Below are 24,031 nucleotides of genomic sequence, written 5' to 3'. Positions count from 1 at the left end.
GCCGGGCCTGGTACCTCACCCGCCCTCAGGCCTGGTCCAGATCAAGCCAGAAGGTTGCGCCCTCACCCTCGACCGATTCGAAGCTTACCTGGCCACCCATCTGGGACATGATTTCCCGGGTGATGGCGAGGCCCAGGCCGGTTCCCCGTTTTCCCCGGGTGTCCGAGCTGTCGGCCTGGGCGAATTTCTGGAAGATGCGAGCCCGGAAATTCTCGGGGATGCCCGTGCCATGATCGGTAACAAGAATTCGAATGCAGTTCCTAACTTTCTCCATTCTGACCTCAACCTCACCCTTGTCCGGCGAAAACTTGATGGCATTGGAGAGCAGGTTATTCAAGGCCTGCTTCAGGCGCGCGCGGTCGATGCTGGCAAGGAAGTCCTCCGCTGGATGTTCAAAGTTGACGGTAATTTCCTGCTCCAGAGCATAGGATTCAAGCTGTTCAATGGAATCCTGAATAATCGGAACCAGGGATTCCCGCATCAGGTTCATTGTCATTTTTCCGGAAATCAGTTTTTCCATATCCAGCAGCTCGTCAACCAGTTGATTCAGTTGCTTGCTGTTCCGGTAGGCAATCGAGACTAACTGGTCAACCTGCCTCGGAAGTTGCCCCAGAGATCCTCCGGCAAGAAGGCCGAGGGATCCGGCGATGGAGGTGAGTGGGGTGCGAAGTTCGTGGCTCACGGTGGCGATGAATTCATTTTTCATCCGGTCCACTTTCTTGCGTTCTGAAATGTCCTCGATCAGCGTCCAGACCAGGGACCTTCCGGAGGCATCATAGATTTTTACCCCCTGCATGACGGCCGGGTAATTGCAGCCGTCAGCTCTTCTGATCGCCATTTCATAGGGGCCAAAACGCTTTTCCGATTTCAGGCTCCGGATGATTTCCTGCTGCCGGCTTTCGGTGTCGCCCGGCAGAAGCTGCCAGAAGTCCATCGCCATCAGATCGTCCCGATGGTATCCCGTGGGCTTCAGCAATGCCTCGTTCACATCAAGAAAGTTTCCGGTGCGGAATTCGGTCAGAGCGATACCGATGGGTGAAAGCTCATAAAGCCTTCTTAGCTGGGCTTCACTTTGCTGCAGGGCGATTTCCGTTCGTTTGCTGTCGTCTATGTCGGCAATATAGCCATGCCAGATAACGCTGTCATCCGGCATGGCTTCGGGGGTGGCTCTGCCTTCGACCCAGCGCCAGCGGGAATTCCCGCGATTGACGCGATACTGACAACTCCACACCGACAGTGTTTGCGCTGACCGCTCAATGCTCCCGGCGACATTCGGGAGGTCATCCGGATAAATTTTCCGGAACGCCTCGGACGCGTCTTCCCTTACCGTGTCGCTGTCAACACCGTAAATGTCCCGGATGTGCGGGCTTGAGTAGGGAAAGGCCGAACGGCCGTCGGGCCATTGCCGGAACTGATAGAGCATGCCCGGTGTCTGTTCCACCAGTTTGGTCAGCATCTGAACCCCATGCCGGCGTTCGAGAATACCGCCAATCCAGCGGGCGAGCAGGGTGACAAATGTAATTTCGGTGTCGGAAAAGCTTTTTGTGCGGGGTTGGGCCGAGGAAAAATTCAGGGTACCGAAGAGCCCGCCACGAACCACAATCGGGGCAGCCAGATAGCTTTCCAGCTGAAAGGTCTGGTAGCACTTGCGATAGCGGAAATGGGAACTGGCCATTTCTGTGATCGCAAGGCAGTCACCTTTTTCCAGCAACAGCGAGCAGTATGTCTCTGCAAGACGGAAACTGAGACCTCTGGCGATTCCGGAACTCTCGGGTGCGACAAACCAGCGCACTGAATACACGCTGCCGGTAATTTCGCTGACGATGCCAGTGGGCAGTTCAAGATACCGGGACGCGAGGCTGAGGGCATTTTCAATGCGGGCATCGTCGTCGGTTTCCGGGTCAAGAGCCACTTGGTTGAGGATTCCGAGCACGTTGTTCTGCTCCTGAATCCGGTTCAGGTTGTTCATTTCTTTCGAGATATCAGCGTGGGTGCCAAACATCATCAGTGGCTCGCCGGTTTCGGTCCATTCGAATACCTGGCCACGGTCGTGCACCCATACCCAGTGACCGTCCTTGTGCTGCATCCGGCAGCGGAAATCATACTGCGGCAGCTCACCTCTGAAATGAGCCTGCAGTAACCGTCCGGATTCGGCCAGATCGTCCGGATGGGCAAGGTCGAGCCAGGTCTGGATATTGACCGGCTCCAGCTCGGCAAGCCGGTAACCGCAGATTTCAGCCCAGCGCTGGTTGAAAACGGTTTCGCCGGTCTGGACATTCCATTCCCAGGTGCCGACCCTTGTGCCCGCAATGACTGCCCTGGACCGATGCTCGCTTTTCAGAAGTTCCTGGTAAAAACCGGAAGCTGCCTGAAGGTTGATCTCGCGTTCGACGCAGTCCGCGGTTTCCCGCAGTAGCTGTTTTTCTTCGTCGTCTAGCGTTCGTGGCTCGCGGTCGATGATACAGAGCGTGCCCAGCCTGAATCCCTCTGAAGTGTGCAGCGGGGCCCCGGCATAAAAGCGGATCCGGGGCTCTTCTTGAACCAGCGGGTTGTCTCTGAAGCGCTCATCTTCCAGTGCGTTTTCAATGATGAACAGGTCTGGCTGGTGAATGGCATGGCCGCAGAAAGACAGGTCGCGCGGCGTTTCCTCGGCTCCCAGTCCCTGCCTGGATTTGAACCACTGTCGCTCCCGGTCAATGAGGCTGACAAGGGCAATGGGCACCCGAAAGGCGATTCTGGCCATTCGGGTCAGACGATCAAACCGCTCCTCAGCCCCGGTAACAAGCAATCCGGTCTGGTCGAGCGCGGCCTGTCGTTCAGCTTCGTTGTCTGGAAATTCAGGTGCTTTCATTGTTTTCGTAATCCCTGGTCCCGGCTAGCGGCAACTCCACCCAGAAGTGGGCGCCATCGTCATTGTAGGCCCCGATTTTACCCCCGAGCAGCAATGTCAGTTCGCGGCAGATGGCCAGACCAAGGCCGGTGCCTTTCGATGCGCGGCTTGTGCCAACCTCGGCCTGGGCAAAGCGTTCAAAAAGGCGCGGGATAAAGTGTTCCGGGAGCCCGTTACCCTGATCACTGACCGTTATCCGGACCTTGTCTGTTGCTGTGGACTCCGCCGCTATTACCACCACTCCCTGTTGCGGCGAGAATTTGATGGCGTTACTGATCAGGTTATCCAGAATCTGCCGCAGGCGGTGGCTGTCCGTGGTCAGCAGGATGCCCGGCTCACAGTGTTCGGTGAAACCGATACCGCGTTCGCGGGCGATGGTCTCGTTGCCGGCAATGGCCTGGGTAATAAGCGGCGCCAGCGGCTGGGTTTCGAGGTTGAGCTCCAGTTCGCCGGCCTTCAGTTTGTTGAAATCCAGCAGATCTGCAATCAGCAATTGCAGGCGCTGCCCGTTCCGCAGCGCCAGTTGGCTCATTTCGGCCGCTTTCTGTGGCAACCGGCCCGTGGTTCCGGAGGTCATCAGCCTGAGCGCACCATTCAGGGAGGTCAGCGGTGTGCGTAGTTCGTGGCTGACGTTGGAAATAAAATCATCCTGCATTTTGGCGATGTCGTCGCGCTCGTCCAGTAATTTGTTGAAGGCCGTCGCCAGGTTCCGGACTTCCGGCGGGCCTTTTGCCTCAAGACGGTCGGAGCCGGGATCCGCCGCAGACATGTCCCGGATACGACGAGTCATCCGCTGGAGGGGCGCCATGGCGGAGCGCGTGACCAGGTAGCTCAGGGGGATGGTGAAAAGCATCAGACCGAGACTGATCAGCAGGAACTGGCGGAAAGACTCGGTTGCCGGGGCCTTCGCAAGCGCTTTCGGAACGGCGCGGATAAAAAGCCAGCCCAGGCGTTCCAGGTGACTGGTGGCGTAGATCAGTTCCGCTCCGTTTTTCAGGGTAATTTCACCCAGGCTCATGCCCGACATGGCCGTATCAATAAGGGGGCTTGCGCCCGGATCGGGAAGCGGGCGGATGCCGTCATCTTCTTCACCCGAATCGACGTACAGCAAGTTGCTGGTATCGATAACCAGAAATTGCGCCTTATGGCGCGAGCTGGAAGCCCGTGCTTCCGCTGAGACCAGGCTCGTTCTGGCCAGGTCGATGCTGCCAGTCAGGAAACCCAGCAGGTTGCCTTCGTCGCTCTCGATCGGAACCACAAAGGCCAGCAATGGTAGCCCAGTTGTACGTCCGATAATCGGGCGGCTGATAACCGGTTCGCGGGTTTCCAGGGCCCTGGCAAAATGCGGGCGGTCGGCATAATTGGTACCCACCCGGTCGGGCACAAAAGTGTCTTCGGCTATCGCAGTGGCATCTTCATCAAGCACAAGCAGGCCATTGGAGAAGAGTTCCCGGAGTCCGGACTGGCGGGCCATGAAAGTGTTTATTTCCGGTCTGGATAGCAGCCTGTCGCCGTCGGTCAGGGTGACGCTGAGTGCTTCCAGCAGGGCAAGACGCACCTGAAGGCTGCGGTCGACCTGGTCGGAAATGCGCTCGGTTTCATAGGCCTGCTGCTCGATAAGGGTAGCCTCGAAGTCCCTGCTCAGGGCCCGGTGCGCAGTCAGGGCTACCGCCACAATAGCAGTCAGGCTGAAAAAAACGATGATAATGGCAAGCCGGCTGCCGAGAGAGACCGTAAGCAAATTGGGAGCTTCCTTCTGGCATTTTCGTTAAAAAATTGCTTTGATGGGAGCGTAGCTGAAAGCGAAGCTTATATTTGTAAAATTAGGTACAGAAAATTCAGCATGCCAGACATCAGGCCCGGTAATGTCAATGCGAAACTCGCGGTTTTGCGGCAAAAGTTCTGTGACAAGGTGATCGGCGAATTCGACGCGCTGGATCGGGCCATTGAATCCATTCGTAGCGGCCAGGATGTTCAGCAGCAAATGGCCCTTGCCTACCGGATTCTTCACAGACTGGCAGGATCGGCGGGGACCTTTGGTCTTGCCCGGCTTGGCGACGAGGCCAGAATCCTGGAACTGGGCGTACAGCAGGTGCTGGAGGAGCGTCGCCATGGCACCTCCCCGTCAGCGGTGATTGACGAGAAACTGGGCAACCGGATTGTTGGCCTGCGATCGTTGCTGGAGTCGAGAGACCAGAGACCTGAACCAGAGCAGTTGCCGGAGCAGGGCGACCGCGCGAGTCCCCAGGCGGATCCGACTGAGCCCGCGGTGCTTGTGGTGGAACCGGATGAAGCGCTTGCCCGGCGTGTTATCGACGGGCTGGGGCTGTATGGCTACCAGGCCCGCTGGATGTCTGACGCGACGCAATTAGCCAATGCCGGCGGCCCTCTCCCCTCGGCGCTGATAGTCCGAGACGAGACGTTTCTTGCGACAGGCAATCAGTTACCACGTTCATTTATCGAGCTGCCCATTATCTGCGTCGGTGATCATGACACATTGTCTCAACGCTACGCCCTGGCCAGTGCAGGCGCCGAAGCATTCTTCTGCGAGCCGCTGGACCTGCCTGCGCTTGCCGATCATGTTGACCGCCTGCTCGCCGACCATGCGGATGCGGTAACTGGCAAGGTACTGATTGTTGACGATGATCGTGAGTTGATGGAACACTACCAGCTGGTGTTATCTCACAGTGGAATGGACGTTGAGGTAGTCGCGGGAGACCCTTCTGTGTTGTTGCCCGCGCTGGCAGAGTTTCGTCCGGACATTGTCCTGATGGATGTGCAGATGGGCGATATATCGGGGCCGGCACTGGCGCGGATGCTCCGGTTTGACCCGCAATGGCTCAGTCTGCCAATCATTTATCTTTCCGCAGAACAGAACCGGGAACTACAGCTGGATGCGCTGGCGAACGGCGGCGATGACTTTCTGACCAAACCGGTTTCCGATGCGTTCCTGCTGCGAACGGTGCGCATTCGCTGCTACCGGGCCAGACAGCTGGACAAGCTTGTTTCCAGGGATAGCCTGACCGGGCTGCTGAAACATTCCCTTGCCAACATTGAGGTCGCCAAGGAGCATGCGCGATGTCAGCGAATGCAGCATGTCTCGGTAGTGGCCATGCTGGATCTTGATCATTTTAAAGCTGTTAATGATAGCCACGGCCATCGGGCGGGTGATCTGGTTATCAAGGGCCTGGCCAACCTTCTCAGACACCGTCTGCGGAAGACTGATATTATTGGCCGCTACGGTGGTGAAGAATTTCTTGTCGCACTATCGGACTGTTCTGTCGAAAAGGCAGAAGAACTGCTGGTATCGGTTTGTCAGGATTTCTCTCGGCTGCTGTTCAAGGGCAGCGAAGGCTCATTCTCTGTCACGCTCAGTGTTGGTTTGGCATCGTTGCCGGACTATCGGCACCCGGACGATGCTATTGAGGCTGCAGATCAGGCTCTTTATCGGCGCAAAGAGAATGGCAGAAACGGCGTAACGAAAGCTTCCTTATGAAAGTGCTGATTCTTGAAGACGATATGATGATTGCGGATTTGCTCGAAACCGTGGTTTCAGGGCTTTATCCGGGGCTGGAGGTCCAGATTTTTGATCAGGTCGACAAGGCAACGGCGGCTTGGCTGGCAGGGCCTGCCGACCTCGTTATTACCGACTGGAACCTGCCTGACGGCTCTGGACTCACGCTGGTAAAAGCGGTTCGCGATACCAGCGAAGCGGTACCGGTCGTTGTCGTTACCGCTCGTTCTGATCGAAACTCGATCCTGACTGCCGCCAGTCTGGGGATCAGCAGTTACATTATCAAACCATTCAGTGTCGAACTGCTTCATGAACGTCTGGGGCCACTGATAGCTCCGTTTGCGCAGCAAAGGGAGGGGTTGCCGGATCTGGGTGAGCGCCTGCAGACCGCGGTCGGTTCGTCGAGTCAGTTGCCGGGTTTGAGCGATGCCGGAACCGTCCTGAAACTGCTGGAACGACAGAACGAGCTCGCGCCTGCCGAGCTGGCAGAGCGCTGGAAACGCGAACCGGCAATCGTTGCAAAATTGCTGGGCGTGGCCAACGGGTCATCGCTGAGACGGTCAGGTCAGTCGGTGCTGAGCGTGAAAGACGCGATCACCAAGATAGGTGTGCCGATGGCGTTGAATCAGGCATTGGCGCTATCCCTGGACATTGCCGGCCAGTTGCCGGATCAGAGGTTGAAAGCTCTGGCCCAGGAATATCAGGCGTGGGCGGAAAAAGTGGCACTGGAGGCCCAGCGTCTCGCCATGCTTTCGGGAAGTAGTGGAGAGTTACATTTTACCGCCGGACTTTTAAGTCGGGTGGGTGAACTGGTTGCGCTCAAGGTTATCCAGCAACATGTGGATGCCGGTGCAGATGTCTCTGACGCTGAAATCGACCAGGCCATTGGCGGATGGGCGCAAAAGCTGGGCAACAGCATGAAGATTCAGTGGCGCCTGCCCCTGGAACTCAGGGGACTGGTGGGAGCAATTCACCTCCGGCGCCGGGATTCGGTGACACCGGATCATCTGATCATGGGCGCGGCGGCCATGCTGGTCAATGGTATGGGTGAAGACGAGGAATATCATCGCCTGCTACGTTTGCTCGGAATTGCTGACCAGAATGAGGAGCAGCCGGATGCCGAATGACGAAACCCTGAAGCGGATACTGCTGGTCGAAGATGAAGAAGATATTAGAGCCGTGGCCGAAATTGCGCTGGAGAGTGTTGGCGGGTTTCAGTTGAAAGTCTGCGCCAGTGGACCGGAGGCCCTGGAGTCAATCGCCGGATTTGCGCCGCAACTGATCATCCTCGATGTCATGATGCCCGGCATGGAGGGCCCGGAGACGCTGCGCGAGATCCGCAAATTACCGGAATACGCATTAACGCCAGCGGTGTTCATGACGGCCAAGGTTCAGGCCGACGAAATCCAGAGTTATCTCGCCGGGGGTGCTACAGGTGTCATTCCCAAGCCTTTTGACCCCATGACACTGTCAGACCGGATTCTGGAAATCTGGCAATCCCGCTGACACATCGGTTAAGCTTGCCGTCCTTTTCTATCGTTCGTGTCAAAGGTTCTACGCATGCCTGCCGATGAATCCCTGGAACAGCTTCGCGCCAGACTCAATCTTGAAACATCACAGATCAGCTGGAAAGATCTGCAGACCTACTTCGCCCGGGGCCAGGTAGTGCGGGTCTCTCCTGCACTTGACCTGCTGACGGTGGCGGCCGAGCTGACCGTGGACAACAAGGCCCGGTTCGAACACTGGATGGCCGGCGGGCAGGTAGGCGAGGTCACGCCATCCCAGGCCCGCGACTGGTTCGAAAACGACGCGGAGTTGTGGGCCCTGGTGGTTGCGCCCTGGGTACTGGTCCAGGATCGTAATGATCATATTCTGCATTGATGGCCGGCTGATGTATTCATGCTGACCGGAGCACTGCTGATACTGGCGCCGCTGTTCTTCGGCTTTGCCCTGCGACTGGAAAATCGCCGGATCATGACGGTGATTCATTACCTGGTCGAGGGCCTGGTATATTTTATCCTCGCGCTGCTGGGTCTGGGCCTGGGGCAGATGAGCGGGCTGGCGGACCAGTTGGCCGGTATGGCGGTGCAGGTGGCTCTGCTTGTCGTTGTCCTGTTGATCGCGAATCTGGCGGGGCTCTGGCTGTTGCATCAATTCCAGCCGATGGTACCGGACAAATCCGTTCCGGCTGCGGCATCAGGCTATCGGCGGCTGTTTCTGGCCGGGTTGAAACCACTGCTGGCGGTGTTGGCGGGGGTTGTAGCCGGCTACTGGCTGCTGCCGCCCCTGCCCATGGCCGAGGATCTTGCCACCGCCATGCTGATGCTTCTGCTGTTTCTGATCGGGCTGCAGTTACGCAATGCCGGCTTGTCTTTGCGTCGGCTGCTGCTCAACCGCCATGGCCTGGGTATTTCCCTGGTGCTGGCAGGCAGCTCACTGGTGGCCGGACTCGCCCTGGCACCCATGCTGGACACTGGCTGGTACCAGTCGCTGGCACTGGCTTCCGGATTTGGCTGGTACTCGTTGTCCGGTATCGTTATCGGTGATGCTCTGGGGCCCGCCTGGGGTGGTGTTGCCTTTCTCAACGATGTGATACGGGAAATCATCGCGCTGGCCATTATTCCACTGTTGATCAGTCGCAGGCCAGCAATGGCCATCGGCTATGGTGGCGCCACGGCGATGGATTTTACCCTGCCGATAATCCGCAGCAGCGGTGGCCTGGCCTGTGTGCCGGTAGCGATTGCCTCCGGTTTTATCCTGTCTTTTCTGTCACCGGTATTGATGGCGGTGTTTCTGTCGCTGGCAGCATGATTGCGGAATTTGTGATTTGCGCAATGGCTCAGACTGATCGGATCAGACCAGGAACTTGCGCACATCGATGCTGTAGTCCTCCGGGTTCACCGAGCGAATAATCCGGTCCTGAGTGCCTGGTTTGGCCAGATCCAGGGTGTCGACCATGACCGGCATCCGGAACTTGATGCTGTACATCACCCGGACCACAGGCAGCCGCTGATCTTCGTCATTGGTTTCGATAACGACACCAAGCCGACCGCTTTCAAGCAGCACCAGCGAGCCAATCGGGTAGAGGCCGACACAGCGAATGAACTCCCTGACCAGTTTCGGGTCAAGGTGCCCGTCACTCCATTCCAGCAGTTTCTTGAGCCCCTGGGTAGGTGTCATGCCCTTGTGATAAACCCGGTCAGCCGTGATTGCATCGTATACGTCAGTAATTGCAACCATGCGCCCGTACATGGATATTTCATCACCCTTGAGCCCCTCGGGATAGCCACTGCCATCCATGCGCTCATGGTGCTGTGCTGCGGTTATTATGGTCAGGTCTCCGATACCTTCAGTTGACTGCAGGATGGTTCTTGAGTGCTGGGCGTGGGCTTTCATTACTTCAAATTCTTCCGCTGTCAGCCGGCCCGGCTTGTGAAGAATCTCGTCGGGTATGAGGATTTTACCGATGTCATGAAGAAGGGCACCGACAATGGTCTGGTGAAGTGCATCGGACGAAAGTCTGCGATAGCCGCCGAAAAGTGACATCAGGACGCTGAGGTTGACCGAGTGCTCAAGCAGATAATTGTCTTTTGCGCGGATACGTCCCAGACAGCTGAGTGCATTGGGGTTGCGGAAAACAGAATTCTGAAGTTCGTGAGCCAGCTGGTGAACCGGTGCCATATCAATGGCCCTGCCAATTTTTACATTGTTCATCAGGTCGCCAACCAGGCTCTGGGCCTGGTGATGCACCTTTTGCGCAGCCACCATTTCTTCCTCGGCACTGACGCGCCGGAAGCTACCCGGAGTCAACCCGCCGGCCTGCTCAAGAGCCGCTTCATTTCGTCGATCCACTTCGTGGGCGGGTTCCGAATCCTGGGAATCCAGACCTCTGGACACGTCGATGTATACAAAGTCCACACCGAGCTGGCGGATCTTGTCGATGGTTTCCTCTTTCTTGACCACGCCGCGTTTGCGCTGGGTGTTGTGAGGGATCCAGTCGTTGTTCAGGTCAGTGATGTACATGCCGACCTTCAGTGCCGATACCGGTATGCGCTTGTTCATGGCTGTGGGAAGAAGGTCCTCAGGCTGTTCTGGTAGGTTGTGGCCAGCACCTCCTCAAGCCCAAGATCTTTCACCGCTGCGATTTTTTCAGCGACGAAGGGGATGTAAAAAGGAGCATTTTCCCTGCCGCGATAGGGCGCCGGAGTCAGGAAAGGCGAGTCCGTCTCCAGCAGGATCTGCCCGATGGGCGCCATGCGTACAATATCCCGTACGTTTTCAGCCTTGTTGAAAGTGGTGATGCCATTGAAGCCCAGGCACCAGCCCTGATCCAGTGCGTATTGCGCCAGACCGGGGCCGGACGTGAAGCTGTGAATGACTCCGCGACGTTTGAGCGTGGCTTCATACTCTTGCAGGATCTCAATCGTATCCTCGTCGGCATCGCGACTGTGTATCACCACCGGGCGGTCGGTATCGCAGGCGATCTGAAGCTGGCGGCGGAAAACGTCACGCTGGACATTGCGCTCGGCATTGTCGTAAAAGTAGTCGAGGCCGATTTCGCCGACAGCGACGATTTTGTCGTCTCCGGCATGGGCGCGGATCTCGGCTTCGGCGCTGTCGGAATAGGTCCCGGCGTCGTGCGGGTGGACCCCCTGGGTGCCATAGACCCAGGGGGCGATCTGACTGAGTTCCCGCACCCTGGCCAGGTTTTCCGGCGACACCGCAATGGTAATGACACGCTCGATGTTGACCCGCTGTATCTCCGCCAGGGTTTCTGCAAGTGGCCTTGCCTTCAGGTAATCCAGATGACAGTGGGTTTCGATGATTGGTTGATCGAAAACGGGTATTTCGCGGCGTTTCTTGCTCATTATCGGCCTTTTACTTCCTCGCAGCGGTGGTAATCGCTGCTATTCTGAGACATTCGCCGGCTATGGTATCAGTTTGTTCGATGGCTGACCTGCATGGCTGAAACAGAGGCCCTCGATGAACCTGAAAAACTTTGCTGGCAACGGTGTCAGCTCATCCAGCCCCGAGGGAGGCCATTTATGCACATAGCAGTCGTTGGTGGTGGCGTCGTTGGTATGACCACAGCATACGAGCTTGACCGTCGCGGCCATCAGGTAACGGTTGTTGAGCGGCACGGCGTCGCTGGTAATGAAACCAGCAAGGGCAATGCCGCCCAGCGCTCCTACGGCGTGGTGTATCCCTGGGCGGATCCTGCCATGGTACCGAAAGCCATCCCCTGGCTGTTAAAACAGGACGGCCCGTTGAAAATGGCCATGCCGCCATCGCTGGATACCCTGCGGTTCATGTTCTCAACCCTGCGCTACGCCTGGTCGCCCGGCCTGTTCGGCTTGAACAAGCGCGCGATGCTGCGCCTCGGCATCCACAGCCGCGAGCGCTTTGCGGCACTGGAGCAGGAACTTGACCCGGATTTTGATGGTGACCACCGGGGCCTGCTGCACCTGGCCAGCAGCCCGGAGGCTCTTGCCGGCTATCGCAGGACCCAGGAACTGCTGAACGAGCTTGGTATCAGTTCCCGTCTGCTGACACCAGCGCAGGTGCGTGAGGCTGAACCCGGAATGACCGGTAACGGCCCGCTTCACGGTGCGCTGAGCTACGACACCGACGGCACCGGCGATTGCCACCTGTTTTCCCGGGAGCTGGCCAACGCCTGCGAATCGAAGGGCGTCAGCATCCGCTACAATACCGAGACCACCCATCTTATTGCTGATGATCAACGGATCACCCGGCTGGCTACCCGTACCGACATTGGTACCACGGAGATCCTGGACGTGGACGCCGTGGTCGTCTGCGCCGGCTGCTGGTCAGATCAGCTGACCCGACCCCTGGGCCTGAGGCTGCCCGTTTATCCGGTCAAGGGCTACAGCTTCACTGTGCCGCTGAAAGACACCAGTCGCGCGCCGGTCTCCACGGTCCATGACGACAATTTCAAAGTCGTCTCGACACGACTCGGTAACCGTCTGCGCGCTTCCGGTTTTGTCGAGATGGCCGATTTCAACCGGGATATACCGGAAGCCCGACTGGCCACGATCCGCAAATCGGTGGAATCACGTTTTCCGGGCTGTGCCGATCTGATGGCCGCCGAATCCTGGACCGGTTTCCGCCCCATGACCCCCGACGGCCCGCCGGTCATCGGCCGCGGGCCCCGGGAAAATCTGTATCTCAATACCGGTCACGGCACCTTCGGCTGGACCCTGTCGGCGGGCAGCGCGAACGTGATTGCCCAGCTGATCGACGGCGAGCCCACAGCGGTTTGCCTGGATCCGTTCCGACCGGGCCGGTTCCGCGAATAGTGGCCCTGGCGTTGGCCTCTTTCAGTGCCCGTTGGCAGCACCTGAACGACTGGCTTTCGGCGCACCGCGAACTCTGGCAGCCCGCGCCCTTTACCGGGTCCTCACCGGAATGGACCCGGCGCTGGCCGCAACTGGACCGGCAGGTCGCCGGCCTCAGTGATGAACAGTGCGAGCTGTTTGAAAACGAACCGGTTGCATTGGCGCACCGGCTGATGTCGATGCTGCCTGCGCTTGCGGAACTGCCGGGCATGACGCGGTTGCCAGAGCTTGCGGACGATGCCCTGGCACAGTCATGCACCCTTGCCGAGGTAAGAGCCCGCGATATGCCGGGCCGGAAACGGCGCCAATCCGGCGCTTTCGTGGCTGCGGTCCGGCCCTTTGATGCACCGGTTCTCGACTGGTGCTGCGGCAAGGGCCATCTGGCGCGCACGCTTCTTCCCCTCTCGCAATATCCGGTCAGCGGCTATGACTGGAATCCGGCGCTGGTGGACGACGGCAATCGGTTGGCGCGCCGAGCCGGCGATCCGGTTCATCTGTTCTGCCGGGATGTCATGGCGGATGACCTGAACCTGCCTGCCGACGCCCATGCGGTGGCGCTGCACGCCTGTGGTGATCTGCATCGACGGTTGATCAGCCAGGCTGCGAAGCGCAGGCTGTCGCGGCTGAGCGTGGCGCCCTGTTGTTTCCATCTGTGCTCACAGTCGGATTATCGACCCCTGTCCCGGCAGGCCCGCCAGTGGCCGGGCTGCCTGCCGGTCACCCGGGCTGATCTAAGGCTGGCGGTTGAGGAAACCGTAACCGCGCCCGCCAGAGTCCGGAATCAGGTTCGTCTCTTCAGCCAGTGGCGTCTGGGATTCGACGGTCTGCAGAGGCAATTGCGGCAGCTGGACCAGTACCTGCCGGTGCCGTCCCACCCCGGATGGATGGCAAAAGCCGATTTCCGCCAGTTCTGCCGCTGGGCCGCTGATAAAACCCGGATCACGCTGCCGGAACCGGTTGATTACCGGGCCTGGGAAGCCTATGGCGCTCAGCGGCTGGCACAGGTGCGGCGCCACGAACTGGTCAGGCATCTGTTCCGGCGGCCCCTCGAGCTCTGGCTGGTAATGGATTATGCGGTCTTTCTTGAGGAGCAGGGCTACGAAGTGCGGCTGGGCACCTTCTGCGACCGCAATCTGACCCCCCGCAACCTGCTGATTGACGCAACCCGGAAACACTGAGGCTGGTCAGGGCTTGCGGTAAACCACCTCGTCCACGCAGCCATCCCTGAAATAGACGTAGGTCAGCTCGTAAAGGGCGCCGTAGTATCGGGTCTGGTAGACCCAGGTTTCCCGGGGCGTGGGATAGGTTTCCGGAGGGCGGCCAAAGGCTTCGATCACATGCTCTTTGGTCATGCCTTTCACCACCTGTCCGCGGATGAGGTAACGCCGCAGATCGGTGGAATTGATATAGCGACAGGGATCCGTTGCGGCTTGCTCCTGGTCCTCCTCAGGTTCTGGCGCGGGTTCAGGCTGGCGTGGAGTGGGCAGGTTCTGACCAAAATTACCGCCAATACGATTGTCCGGCACAGTAATTTTTTCGGCCTGATCGCTGCAGGGCTGGTCGGTGTAGCGAACCCCGGTATCAGACTCACAGCGGTAAATGTCTGACCCGGAAACCGACGATCCATACAGCAGCAGGCTGATAAAAACGGCAACATACATCATCTCGCTGACTCCGGATCGGGCGCTAAGCTGCCGGCGCAGCCTGGAAGTACAGATGTGCGCTTTTTTTGCTGAAATTGAGGGTGTCGCCGGATTCAAACCTGACGACAAAGGACTGTTGATCCTCGCTGACCACCGCGCCCGGGCCCAGGACCGCGTGACTCACCCGCGCCAGCGTCCAGATCGGCTGGCTGGCAGCGTCACCGGGCTCATGCCCGCCCTCCAGTATAACCGACTCGTGGGCGGCGTAACGTTTGGCGGTTGCGGTCAATGGCGCCTTGACAGTGAGTCGGGACTGATCCGGCTGGCGCTGTTCGAGCCAGGCCCCCAGTTCGCCCGAAAGCGCAAAGCACAGTTCATGCACAAACCGGCTGGGGCCCAGATCGCCGTCAAGGTGGGGCAGAGCGCCTGCCGGGCGAGTGATCAGGTGCAGATGATGCCGGGTCCGGGTCATGGCAACGTAGAGCAGGCGCCGTTCGCTTTCCAGAAAGGCCTTCACGTCCTCCTGCGACCTCGGGCTGTAGGGCAGGTATTTTTCCTGCAGCCCGGGCACGATCACCGTGGCCCATTCCAGGCCCTTGGTGCGGTGTATGGTCGACAGCAGCACCCCGCCGGACCTGCTTTTTCCCGCCTGCTGCTTGAGCGCCTTGAGATGCTCCAGAGCGCCGGAGGCATCGACTTCCAGAGAGGCCAGATAGGCCCGGAAACCCTGGACCGTCTCGATGCGCTCCTCGGCGGATTCATGGGTCAGCGCCAGGCTGCGAATGCCTTCGTTCAGCTCCGTGGCTTCGGCGTAGTGCCCGATAACCCCGGCCACTGGGCCCCTGTGGTTGTCGAGATCTGCCAGGGTCTCACCCAGTGTCCGCAGCTTGCGCGCGGCCATCGGGGCAAGGGCGTCAAAATCCAGCGCCAGCAGGCGCTCATGCCAGGCCCCGGAAAATCCGGCCAGGAAACGGGCCAGCTGCTCCAGTTCCGGTTCTTTCAGACCGACATGGGGGAAGCGCATCAATTGCCGGGCAACGTCCAGCCGGTCGTCATCAGGCAGATTCTGCAAGCGCCTGGCGACCACCGTCAGCAAAGCGGTGATGGCCTGAACCTCGCGGCTGAACAGAGCGCCCTTGCCGGCATCAATGCGATAGGGAATCTGTCTGGCCAGCAGCTTCAACTCGATAGCGACACTCTGGCTCCACACCCGGAACAGAATGGCGGTGTTGGCGAGGTCTGTTTCGGCCATGGGTCCGAGCAGCTTCAACACGGTATCGCCGTCGTTTTGCTGTTCGTGAAGGGTGATGCCAGTGTCCGGCGTGCCGGGGTGAGAGTGACACTGAACATCTTTGCGACCGGTGTTGTGACCAATCAGGTGATTGGCCAGCAGCGCCACCCGGTGACCGTAGCGGAAGGTGTAACTCAGGGTCTGTTCCAGGGGCCGGTCGAACTCCTCGCTGAAACGGGTAAGAATAAATTCGGGCCTGGCGCCACGAAACTCGTAGATGGTCTGGTCCGGATCACCCACTACCGTTACCCGTGCCCGTTCCCCGGCGACATAGCGCAGCAGCAGATGCTGGATCTCATTGGTGTCCTGATACTCATCCACCAGAATCATGTCCATCTTGTTGCCCACCAGCCGCTGCAGCGGCGGATTCTGGTGAATGGCCATGACCGGTTCATAGAGCATGTCCGCGTAACCGATCCGGCTCTGGCTTTTGCGCCACTGTTCAAAACTGTGAAACAGATCGATCAGGTACCGGTGCTTGTCGGCGTAACCGAGTTCCTCGAACACGATTTCGGCAGGAGACAGGGTGGTTTTCACCCGGTCGATGAAATTCACCGCAGTTTCCACAAAATCCTTCTTGTTGCGCCTGATCTCGTCCGCCAGATCTTCCGGCGCCAGGCGGCGGGTCAGTTGCCAGGCCTGGAAGTTGATTTCCTGGTCGGTAAGAATTTTCTCAGCAAAGCCAGGGAGATAGCCTTCCCGGACAAACCGCTTGTAGAGACGGAAACCCATGGCGTGGTAGGTGCGGATTTCCGGCAGTCCCAGCCCGGTATCACGGGTGACGTCGAGGAGTTTGCGTTCGAAATCCACCCGGGCGCTGCGGTTGAACATCAGCACCAGCAGCCGGTCAGGGTCATGGCCCTGTTGCAACAGGTAACGGATGCGCCAGGCCAGGGTGGAGGTTTTGCCACTACCGGCGACGGCGGTAATCACGGCATGCTCGAATCCGGCAGTAATAATCTCACGTTGCTCGTCGGTGAGAAATTCCGGTAGATCCGGCAGGCTGGATGATTGGGTTTGCGTTGGCATGGCGTTATTGTACGGAGCAATTGGCAGCGCTGATACCAGTCCGACATACTGGCGTATACCCGTTGGCCCGGCGGCGGTCTGGGACAGGGGCTTTCAAAACTGTGCGGAGCCCAAGCGTCACAGGGATGTGCCGTAAGGAGCGTGTTTTGAAAGCCCCTGTCCCAGGCCGCTACCCCCAAAGTTAAAAAACCTGATATTGGAGATTGACGTTATGGCAACGACTGCTGAACCGGTAAATGTTTTAGGTGAGAAGCTTGAACTGTGTGGCACCGATCCGCAGACCGGTTTCTACCGGGATGGCTGCTGTAATACCGGCCCGGAAGACCTGGGTGCCCATGTTGTCTGTGCGGTAGTAACCAGTGAGTTTCTGGAGTATTCGAAAGCCAAAGGCAACGATCTGAGTACGCCCAGGCCGGAATTCGGCTTTGACGGTCTCAAGGATGGTGATTCCTGGTGCCTGTGCGCATCCCGCTGGCAGGAAGCCTTTGAAGCTGGCTGTGCGCCCAGAGTGAAACTGAAAGCCACCCACCGTTCGGCCTTGAAATACTCGACTCTGGATGATCTCAAGCGCCATTCCATGGACCTGAGCTGATCCTGTGACTGCATCCTCCGGTCAGCCGGACATTCTGGCCTGGCAGCGTTTCCAGGCCCGTCTGCGTGATGCCGGCCACCGCCGCCTCGTGCTGCTGGAAGGCGACCGCCAGGCATCCGTTAACTGGTTGCAGACCTTTCTGCCTGAACTGTCGATAGCGCCCGGAGTCTGGGTTGGTTCCGGAGAGGCACCTGGCATTGAAGGCATGGCGACCATACCGGCAAAACAGGCCCGGCGCTGGCTGGGGCAAGACCTGAACTGTGTGGTCTGGGACGGCTGGCAGGGCAATCCTCCGGACGGGCTGGCGGCGCTGGCCGGTACCCTGGCCGCCGGCGGCCTTCTGTTCTGGCTGATGCCGCCGCTGGAGCAATGGTCCCGATTCGAGGATCCGGATTACCGGCGGGTCGGTCTGGATTTCGGCGGTTCCCACGCCTTTCTGGGGCGCCTGGCCCGGGTGATCGGTGAGGATCCGTCGGTTATTCGTCTGCGTTCCGGCAAGCATGGTTCGCCGTCACTGCCTGATCCGGGCCCGGTCGATCAGCCGTTCCGGGTGACGGGGACGCCAGAGCAAACCCGGCTGGTCGACGAAATTGTGAAGGTCGGTCTCGGGCGCCGTCGAAGGCCACTGGTGATTACCGCAGATCGTGGCCGTGGCAAATCAGCGGCACTGGGTATGGCCGCTGCGCGGTTGATTGCAGAAGGTCGGAAGCAGGTAGTGGTGACTGCCAACGAGCCCGGCGCTGTTGATACGTTGCTGCTTCATGCGGGACCGGCTGCCAGCGAAGGCAAAGTCAACTTTTTAGCTGTTGAAGATCTTCTGGAACAGCGTCCGGAGGCAGAGCTGATCATGGTGGATGAAGCGGCATCTGTGCCGCCCTATCGGCTCAAACAGGTTCTGCTGGCTTGGCCAAGAGTGGTTTTTGCAACCACGGTCCATGGCTATGAAGGTGCGGGGCGGGGTTTTGCGGTCCGGTTCCGGGAGGTGCTTGATCGGGAAACTCCCCATTGGCAGCAGGCAAGGTTGCAGTCGCCGATCCGGTGGTCTGAATCCGATCCTCTGGAGCCGCTGATCAGCCGGATGTTCCTGCTCAATGCTGAAGCCCCGCAACTGTCTGCAAAGGAGGCCCTGGCAGAACAAGCGCTCAGGGTAGAACGCTGGCAACCGGCCAGCGCCAGCGATGACGACCTCCAGCAGAGCTTCGGGTTGCTGGTCGATGCCCATTATCGCACCACCCCATCTGACCTCCGCCAGTGGCTGGACGATCCTGCGGCTGTGAGCTGGCGGGCGACACTCAACGGTGTGGTTGTGGGTGTTCTCTGGAGCGCGGTCGAGGGTGGTCTGGATGAAGCCCTGGCAGATCAGGTCATGCTTGGCCAGAGGCGGATTCGCGGCCATCTGTTGCCACAGTCCCTGGCGAGTCACAGTGGCTTTGCGATTGCGGCCCGGCAGCGATTGCTGCGGGTGGTGCGGGTGGCAGTCAATGCCGAAAGCCGGCGGCAGGGCGTGGGTAGTGCGCTGGTCAGTGCAGCATGTGACCATGCCGTGACAGCCGGACTCGATGCCCTGGGTACGAGTTTTGGTGGCAACCCTGAACTGATGAGCTTCTGGCAGGGTAACGGTCTGCTGCCGGTTCGGCTTGGCCTGACCCGCGAAACCAGCAGCGGCGAGCTGCCACTGCAGATGTTGTGCGGCACCTCGGCAGCGGGGCGGTGGTTGACAGATGCTCTGCGCAAGCGGCTGGCGAGACACTGGCTGACCCTTTTGCCTGTTATCTGGTCCGACCTTGATCCCGATCTCCTGTGGCAACTCACGGCCAGTCTGCCCGTGGCAGAGCCCCTTGATGAGGACGACCACAGGGATCTGGACAGCTTTGCCTTCGGGCATCGCGGATTCGATCTGACCTTGCCGGTGCTGCGCAGCCTGTCGCTGCAGGGCGGTGTTGCCCGGTCAGTTCCGGGTGCAGATGATAACCTGTCCCGGCTGTGGGCAAGGTCAGTGCTGCAGGGCTGGGACTGGACGCGATTGCGGCGCAGCGGGTTGTGTCGGGGTCGGGAAGAGGGCGAGGCCCGGCTGCGGCTGGCGGTCCAGCAGATTCTGCAGAACCGCTCCAGGCGGTGATCAGCTCAGGCACATGGCGGTCTGCCACCAATCCGAGGTCTGCTCCGCAGCAACAAGCCGATCGATAATATCCGGCAGCCGCCCCCGGCACTCGGTATTGTGGCTTGAAAGTAATGGCCCCGGGATTGTCTCCAGTCGAGCCGATGTGCTATAAATCCGGTCACGATTGCAGTGTAATTGCCGTGAAACGTAAAAAAAGCGCTTGCACGGTGCCAATATGATGATGAGAGGTTAAAGCCAATGAATTTGAAACACTACACCATTGCAGGTCTGTTCTTGTTGGGTTCTTCTGTTCCGGCAATGTCTGTTGCTGCAGACGTTGAAGCGGGCAAAGCCAAGGCTCAGGTTTGCGCTGCCTGTCATGGCACCAATGGCATTGCCCAGATTCCCGGTTATCCCAATCTTGCCGGTCAGAACGAGCAGTACCTGGTGTCCTCACTGAAAGCATACAAGAACAAGCAGCGCAACGGCGGACAGTCTGCCGTCATGCAGGGCCAGGCTGCCAATCTCAGTGATGAGGATATCGCCAATCTCGCGGCCTATTACGCCAGCCTGCCGGCCGGTGGCTGAACATAATCCGTGTACTGTGCCCGGTCCAGAGCCGGGCACAATCGAATCAGAACGGAGTGTCAGCCTTTATTGCTGATAATCCGGTAGCTGGGTTCGTAAGCGCCGGTGCCGGGCAGCTTCATCCGGTTCTGGACCACGAACTCCCTCAGCATATCTCCAAGTGGTCTCAGTAACGTCGGATCTCCCGCGATTTCGAAGGGGCCGTGCTGCTCTACCTGCTCAATTCCGCTTGCTTTGACATTACCCGCCACAATGCCACTGAATGCCTTTCTCAGATTGGCAGCAACCAGATGGGCCGGCTGGTCGCGATGCAGCGCCAGGTTCCGCATCCGCTCATGGGTGGGTTCGAAGGGCAGTTGGAACACCGGGTCGATTTTCAGCATCCAGTTGAAGTAGTAAGCGTCCTGCATGGCGCGCCGGAAGGTTTCGACTTCGTGCATGCCGTGCTTCATGGTCTGCGCGACGCGGGCCGGGTCGTCGATGATGATCTCGTATTTGCTGGCGGCCTTGTCACCCAGGGCGTTGCGGATGAACTGGTCGATCATTTCAAAATATTCCGCATTTTCCCGCTGACCGGTAAACACCACAGGGAAGGGCAGGTCGGCATTTTCCGGATGTAGCAGAATACCCAGCAGATAAAGAATCTCTTCTGCGGTGCCCACGCCCCCCGGGAAAACGATGACCCCGTGCCCGGCACGCAGGAAAGCTTCCAGGCGTTTTTCAATGTCCGGCAGAATCACCAGTTCGTTGACGATCGGATTGGGCGCCTCGGCACCGATGATGCCCGGCTCGGTCAGGCCAATGTAGCGGCCATCCTTCACCCGTTGTTTGGCATGGCCAATGGTTGCTCCCTTCATCGGTCCTTTCATGGCGCCAGGGCCACAGCCAGTGCAGATATTGAGGCCTCGCAGACCAAGCTGGTGGCCCACGTCCTTGCTGTACTGATACTCCCGTTCGTTGATGGAGTGGCCCCCCCAGCAAACCACCAGGTCAGGTTTCCGGCCGGCCTGGAGAACCCTGGCGTTGCGCAGGATATGGAAAACCAGATTGGTGATGCCTTCGGGCTCGTCCCGCCTGAAGCCAGCCGCAGACTGGGGGATGGTGGAGTAGGAGTAGATAATGTCCCGCAGCACCGAGAACAGATGCTCACGCAGAGCGCGCAGCATCTCGCCGTCCACAAAGGCGTGGGCGGGCGCGTTAATCAGTTCCAGCTTCAGGCCCCGGGGTTGGGGTATCAGGCGCACATCGAAATCAGCATGGGTTTCCATCAACGACTTGCAGTCGTCAGTTTCCACACCGGTGTTAAGCACCGCCAGCGCACACTGTCGGAACAGCTGGTAAAGTCCGCCCTCGCTCTTGTCCTTGAGACGGTTGACTTCAAAAGTGGAAAGGATCTCAAGACTGCCCTCGGGTGAGACGAGGGCATTGATTTTGGTTTCGCTCATGAGCGGAAGAAATTCCTGCAGTAGATAGATTGAACCAAGTGGTTAACGTTCAGCCCTGAAGCCCCTTGAAAAATTCCTGAACATTCCTGCTCAGGGCTTCAAGATCATAACCGCCTTCCTGAACCACCAGCGTGGGCAGTCCGGTGGTCCGGACGTGGGTCCCCAGCCGGGAGAACCCCTCGGAACTGACCGAGACTTTCGCCTGCGGATCGTTGTGGTAGATATCGAAGCCCAGGGCCAGAATCAGCACATCAGGCTTATAGAGGCGAATGGCCGCCAGCGCTTCATCGAGCCTGGCAAAGAAGTCCTCTTCTGACGATCCGTGGGGCATCGGCAGGTTGATGTTGTAACCAAACCCCTCGCCTTCACCACGCTCTTCCTCATACCCTGCCACCACCGGGTAGAAATTGGTGGGATCGCCATGGACGGACACGTACAGGACGTCACTGCGGTCGTAAAAGATTTCCTGGATGCCCTGGCCATGGTGCATATCGGTATCCAGAATCGCCACGCGGTTATAACGGGATTTCAGGTGCTCGGCGGCAATGGCGGCGTTGTTGAGATAGCAGAAACCACCGGCTGCGTCCTTCCGGGCGTGGTGTCCGGGCGGGCGGCATACCGCATAGGAGGCGCGATCACCGGCGATCAGCGCATCGGCGGCGCCGAGCGCGCTCTGGGCTGACCAGTAGGCAGCCTCCCAGGTTTTCTCGCCGATAGGACAGCTGCCATCTGCCTGATAGCGTCCGGCTTCGGCCAGAATACCCTTCATCGCGTTGGGCGAGCGCACAAAGATGTTAGAGATAACTTCATCCCCCCAGTCGCCCATGGCTTTCCAGCGGCGGTGAGCAGATTCCAGAAAACGCAGATAACCCAGGTCATGCACTTTTGAGATAGGTGCCGCGCCCTGATCGGCTGGCTGAAGGACATGTATGCCCATTTCCTTCAGCCCCTCAAGCATCTGCCCGGTACGATCCGGCAATTCCTGGGGTTGGCGCATCTGTCCCCGGGTAAAATAGGTCTTGGGCAGGTGCTGGTCTTGCGAGGGGTGAAAAAATGCCTTCATCTTCAGGCCTCCTGAATGCGTGTGCAAATGATGTATAGAGGTGTATATACGCAGTTAAAAACAGCGCTCGCTGACTTTACACTAGCGGCTTGTGCATCCACTATGAGAGACATCTCACACCGACGCAAACGAGAATTAACACATTCCATAAACATTCTGAAGAGATTGGGAGAAAGCCCGAGATGATAGAGTCACCACTGCTTCCAAAGCTGACTGGTTACATCGGAGGTCGTTGGTCCGATTCACCAGACGGCAACACCTTTGAGGTTTATAACCCCGCCACCGGCGAGGTCGTCGCAAATGTGGCGTCCATGCCCGAAGCTCAGGTCAAGGACGCCATCGAAGCAGGCCGGTCGGCCCTGAAACTGACTCAGCCCTATGCCATCGAAACCCGTCGTAAGTGGCTGGAAGACATCCGTGACGCGTTGACAGCCAACCGGGAAGAGCTGGGCCGTATTCTGTGCATGGAACATGGCAAGCCCCTGAAGGAAGCACAGGGCGAAGTCGATTACGCGGCCGGGTTCTTCGATTACTGCTCGAAGCACATACAGGCGCTGGATGCCCACACGCTTGCCGAGAAGCCCAAAGACTGCAGCTGGACCGTTCATTATCGCCCGATCGGCGTAGTCGGGCTGATCACTCCCTGGAACTTTCCGATTGGCATGATTGCCAAGAAACTGTCGGCGGCGCTTGCCGCTGGTTGCCCGTCAGTGATCAAGCCTGCCAGTGAAACACCGCTGACCATGATCGCCCTGTTCACGCTGATGGACAAGCACGTCGACCTGCCTGATGGCATGGTGAATCTGGTCATGGGTAAGGCCAGCGTGATCGGCAAGGTGCTCTGCGAGAGCCCGCACGTTCCGATGCTGAGCTTCACGGGCTCTACCGAAGTCGGCCGCAAACTGCTCATTGATACCTCCGAGCAGGTGAAAAAGCTGGCGCTTGAGCTGGGTGGTAATGCACCGTTTATCGTGTTCGATGATGCCGACCTGGATGCCGCAGCTGACAACCTGATTGCCAATAAATTCCGCGGTGGCGGTCAGACCTGCGTCTGCGCAAACCGCATTTTTGTACATGAAAAAGTGCTGGACGCATTTGGCCAAAAGCTTGCTGAGCGGGTCAATAAAATGACCGTTGGCAATGGTCTGGCCGAAGATGTGAACCTGGGTCCACTGATCAACAAGGCTGGCTTCGACAAGGTCAAGCGCCATGTTGAGGACGCACTACAGCAAGGCGGTGAGCTGGTTGCCGGTAAAAACCCCGCGGATCTTGGCGAAGGCCACCTGTTCTTCCCGCCCACCGTCATTTCCGGTGTGACCCGGGAAATGGCCTGCTTCCGCGAGGAAACCTTTGGCCCCCTGGTGCCCATGACCAGCTTCCGCGGTGAGGAAGAGGTAATTGAAGCGGGTAACGACACCGAATTCGGTCTGGCGTCCTATTTATTCACTGCTGACGCAGAACGGGCCCAGCGGGTTGCAGCCGGGCTGCGTTTTGGTCACGTTGGCTGGAACACCGGCAC

General features: G+C 58.7%; 19 protein-coding genes. 11 read left to right on the top strand and 8 right to left on the bottom strand.

What is annotated here, in order from left to right; genetic code table 11:
- Positions 1-25: 25 nt before the first annotated feature.
- Together VJ956_RS09305 and VJ956_RS09300 are read right to left on the bottom strand one after the other, a co-directional pair.
- Positions 26-2,851 carry a PAS domain-containing protein gene (locus VJ956_RS09305; protein WP_324084089.1) on the bottom strand — a complete coding sequence of 942 codons (2,826 nt, stop codon included), beginning with the start codon at positions 2,849-2,851 and terminating at the stop codon, positions 26-28.
- On the bottom strand, positions 2,838-4,631 hold the full coding sequence (locus VJ956_RS09300) for a sensor histidine kinase (RefSeq protein WP_324084087.1): 1,794 nt from the start codon (positions 4,629-4,631) through the stop codon (positions 2,838-2,840). The genes VJ956_RS09305 and VJ956_RS09300 overlap by 14 nt, the downstream gene beginning before the upstream one ends.
- A gap of 102 nt (positions 4,632-4,733) precedes the next feature.
- Between VJ956_RS09300 and VJ956_RS09295 the strand changes: the two genes are divergently transcribed.
- From VJ956_RS09295 to VJ956_RS09275, 5 genes are read left to right on the top strand one after another with little or no spacing between them, the layout of a single operon-like run.
- Positions 4,734-6,386 (top strand): diguanylate cyclase, encoded by a 1,653-nt coding sequence (locus VJ956_RS09295; RefSeq protein WP_324084086.1) that lies wholly within the window; start codon positions 4,734-4,736, stop codon positions 6,384-6,386.
- A complete protein-coding gene (locus VJ956_RS09290; protein ID WP_324084084.1) occupies positions 6,383-7,531 on the top strand; it encodes a response regulator in 1,149 nt (382 codons plus the stop codon). The genes VJ956_RS09295 and VJ956_RS09290 overlap by 4 nt, the downstream gene beginning before the upstream one ends.
- Complete coding sequence (locus VJ956_RS09285) at positions 7,521-7,910, top strand: response regulator (protein ID WP_324084082.1); 390 nt, start codon at positions 7,521-7,523, stop codon at positions 7,908-7,910. The genes VJ956_RS09290 and VJ956_RS09285 overlap by 11 nt, the downstream gene beginning before the upstream one ends.
- Before the next feature lie 54 nt (positions 7,911-7,964).
- A complete protein-coding gene (locus tag VJ956_RS09280; RefSeq protein ID WP_324084080.1) occupies positions 7,965-8,285 on the top strand; it encodes a DUF2288 domain-containing protein in 321 nt (106 codons plus the stop codon).
- 18 nt (positions 8,286-8,303) lie between these two features.
- Positions 8,304-9,215, top strand: coding sequence for a lysine exporter LysO family protein (locus tag VJ956_RS09275; RefSeq protein WP_324084078.1), 912 nt, complete (start codon positions 8,304-8,306; stop codon positions 9,213-9,215).
- A gap of 42 nt (positions 9,216-9,257) precedes the next feature.
- Here the strand turns inward: VJ956_RS09275 and VJ956_RS09270 are convergent, their stop codons facing one another.
- Complete coding sequence (locus VJ956_RS09270) at positions 9,258-10,466, bottom strand: HD-GYP domain-containing protein (protein ID WP_324084076.1); 1,209 nt, start codon at positions 10,464-10,466, stop codon at positions 9,258-9,260.
- Entirely contained in the window at positions 10,463-11,272 is an 810-nt protein-coding gene (locus VJ956_RS09265) for a TatD family hydrolase (RefSeq protein WP_324084074.1), read from the bottom strand. The genes VJ956_RS09270 and VJ956_RS09265 overlap by 4 nt, the downstream gene beginning before the upstream one ends.
- Positions 11,273-11,449: 177 nt before the next feature.
- On the opposite strand from VJ956_RS09265, the gene VJ956_RS09260 reads away from it, so the two are divergent.
- Both VJ956_RS09260 and VJ956_RS09255 read left to right on the top strand, forming a co-directional pair.
- Positions 11,450-12,721, top strand: coding sequence for a D-amino acid dehydrogenase (locus VJ956_RS09260; protein ID WP_414674416.1), 1,272 nt, complete (start codon positions 11,450-11,452; stop codon positions 12,719-12,721).
- Complete coding sequence (locus VJ956_RS09255; protein WP_324084070.1) at positions 12,721-13,938, top strand: methyltransferase; 1,218 nt, start codon at positions 12,721-12,723, stop codon at positions 13,936-13,938. The genes VJ956_RS09260 and VJ956_RS09255 overlap by 1 nt, the downstream gene beginning before the upstream one ends.
- Before the next feature lie 6 nt (positions 13,939-13,944).
- Here the strand turns inward: VJ956_RS09255 and VJ956_RS09250 are convergent, their stop codons facing one another.
- A complete protein-coding gene (locus VJ956_RS09250) occupies positions 13,945-14,424 on the bottom strand; it encodes a hypothetical protein (protein ID WP_324084068.1) in 480 nt (159 codons plus the stop codon).
- 22 nt (positions 14,425-14,446) lie between these two features.
- Positions 14,447-16,723 carry an ATP-dependent helicase gene (locus VJ956_RS09245; RefSeq protein ID WP_324084067.1) on the bottom strand — a complete coding sequence of 759 codons (2,277 nt, stop codon included), beginning with the start codon at positions 16,721-16,723 and terminating at the stop codon, positions 14,447-14,449.
- A gap of 211 nt (positions 16,724-16,934) precedes the next feature.
- Between VJ956_RS09245 and VJ956_RS09240 the strand changes: the two genes are divergently transcribed.
- From VJ956_RS09240 to VJ956_RS09230, 3 genes are all read left to right on the top strand, one after another.
- Positions 16,935-17,315: a DUF2237 domain-containing protein gene (locus tag VJ956_RS09240; protein WP_324084065.1), complete on the top strand. Its 381-nt coding sequence runs from the start codon at positions 16,935-16,937 to the stop codon at positions 17,313-17,315.
- Between the two features lie 4 nt (positions 17,316-17,319).
- Complete coding sequence (locus tag VJ956_RS09235) at positions 17,320-19,434, top strand: tRNA(Met) cytidine acetyltransferase TmcA (protein WP_324084062.1); 2,115 nt, start codon at positions 17,320-17,322, stop codon at positions 19,432-19,434.
- 240 nt (positions 19,435-19,674) lie between these two features.
- Positions 19,675-20,004 carry a cytochrome c gene (locus tag VJ956_RS09230; RefSeq protein WP_324084060.1) on the top strand — a complete coding sequence of 110 codons (330 nt, stop codon included), beginning with the start codon at positions 19,675-19,677 and terminating at the stop codon, positions 20,002-20,004.
- A 59-nt stretch (positions 20,005-20,063) separates the two neighbouring features.
- Here VJ956_RS09230 and ppnN read toward each other — a convergent pair whose 3' ends face one another.
- Both ppnN and VJ956_RS09220 read right to left on the bottom strand, forming a co-directional pair.
- Positions 20,064-21,449, bottom strand: coding sequence for a nucleotide 5'-monophosphate nucleosidase PpnN (ppnN, locus tag VJ956_RS09225; protein WP_324084058.1), 1,386 nt, complete (start codon positions 21,447-21,449; stop codon positions 20,064-20,066).
- A gap of 49 nt (positions 21,450-21,498) precedes the next feature.
- Positions 21,499-22,512, bottom strand: a complete 1,014-nt coding sequence (locus tag VJ956_RS09220) for a histone deacetylase family protein (protein WP_324084056.1) — start codon at positions 22,510-22,512, stop codon at positions 21,499-21,501.
- 182 nt (positions 22,513-22,694) lie between these two features.
- Between VJ956_RS09220 and VJ956_RS09215 the strand changes: the two genes are divergently transcribed.
- Positions 22,695-24,031: aldehyde dehydrogenase family protein (locus tag VJ956_RS09215; RefSeq protein WP_324084054.1), on the top strand; the 1,337-nt coding region annotated here is incomplete at its 3' end.

Origin of the sequence: Marinobacter sp., assembly GCF_035268745.1 — a bacterium.
In the GTDB taxonomy this organism is placed as follows: Bacteria; Pseudomonadota; Gammaproteobacteria; order Pseudomonadales; family Oleiphilaceae; genus Marinobacter.
The sequence above is the reverse complement of the archived record's forward strand: the minus strand, read 5'-3'. Positions and strand labels throughout refer to the sequence as shown.

Bases quoted from the DNA above. Each gene is read 5' to 3' on its own strand.
- VJ956_RS09305 (WP_324084089.1), bottom strand. From the start codon at position 2,851: ATGAAAGCACCTGAATTTCCAGACAACGAAGCTGAACGACAGGCCGCG.
- VJ956_RS09295 (WP_324084086.1), top strand. From the start codon at position 4,734: ATGCCAGACATCAGGCCCGGTAATGTCAATGCGAAACTCGCGGTTTTG.
- VJ956_RS09290 (WP_324084084.1), top strand. From the start codon at position 6,383: ATGAAAGTGCTGATTCTTGAAGACGATATGATGATTGCGGATTTGCTC.
- VJ956_RS09285 (WP_324084082.1), top strand. From the start codon at position 7,521: ATGCCGAATGACGAAACCCTGAAGCGGATACTGCTGGTCGAAGATGAA.
- VJ956_RS09280 (WP_324084080.1), top strand. From the start codon at position 7,965: ATGCCTGCCGATGAATCCCTGGAACAGCTTCGCGCCAGACTCAATCTT.
- VJ956_RS09275 (WP_324084078.1), top strand. From the start codon at position 8,304: ATGCTGACCGGAGCACTGCTGATACTGGCGCCGCTGTTCTTCGGCTTT.
- VJ956_RS09270 (WP_324084076.1), bottom strand. From the start codon at position 10,466: ATGAACAAGCGCATACCGGTATCGGCACTGAAGGTCGGCATGTACATC.
- VJ956_RS09265 (WP_324084074.1), bottom strand. From the start codon at position 11,272: ATGAGCAAGAAACGCCGCGAAATACCCGTTTTCGATCAACCAATCATC.
- VJ956_RS09260 (WP_414674416.1), top strand. From the start codon at position 11,450: ATGCACATAGCAGTCGTTGGTGGTGGCGTCGTTGGTATGACCACAGCA.
- VJ956_RS09250 (WP_324084068.1), bottom strand. From the start codon at position 14,424: ATGATGTATGTTGCCGTTTTTATCAGCCTGCTGCTGTATGGATCGTCG.
- VJ956_RS09245 (WP_324084067.1), bottom strand. From the start codon at position 16,723: ATGCCAACGCAAACCCAATCATCCAGCCTGCCGGATCTACCGGAATTT.
- VJ956_RS09240 (WP_324084065.1), top strand. From the start codon at position 16,935: ATGGCAACGACTGCTGAACCGGTAAATGTTTTAGGTGAGAAGCTTGAA.
- VJ956_RS09230 (WP_324084060.1), top strand. From the start codon at position 19,675: ATGAATTTGAAACACTACACCATTGCAGGTCTGTTCTTGTTGGGTTCT.
- ppnN (WP_324084058.1), bottom strand. From the start codon at position 21,449: ATGAGCGAAACCAAAATCAATGCCCTCGTCTCACCCGAGGGCAGTCTT.
- VJ956_RS09220 (WP_324084056.1), bottom strand. From the start codon at position 22,512: ATGAAGGCATTTTTTCACCCCTCGCAAGACCAGCACCTGCCCAAGACC.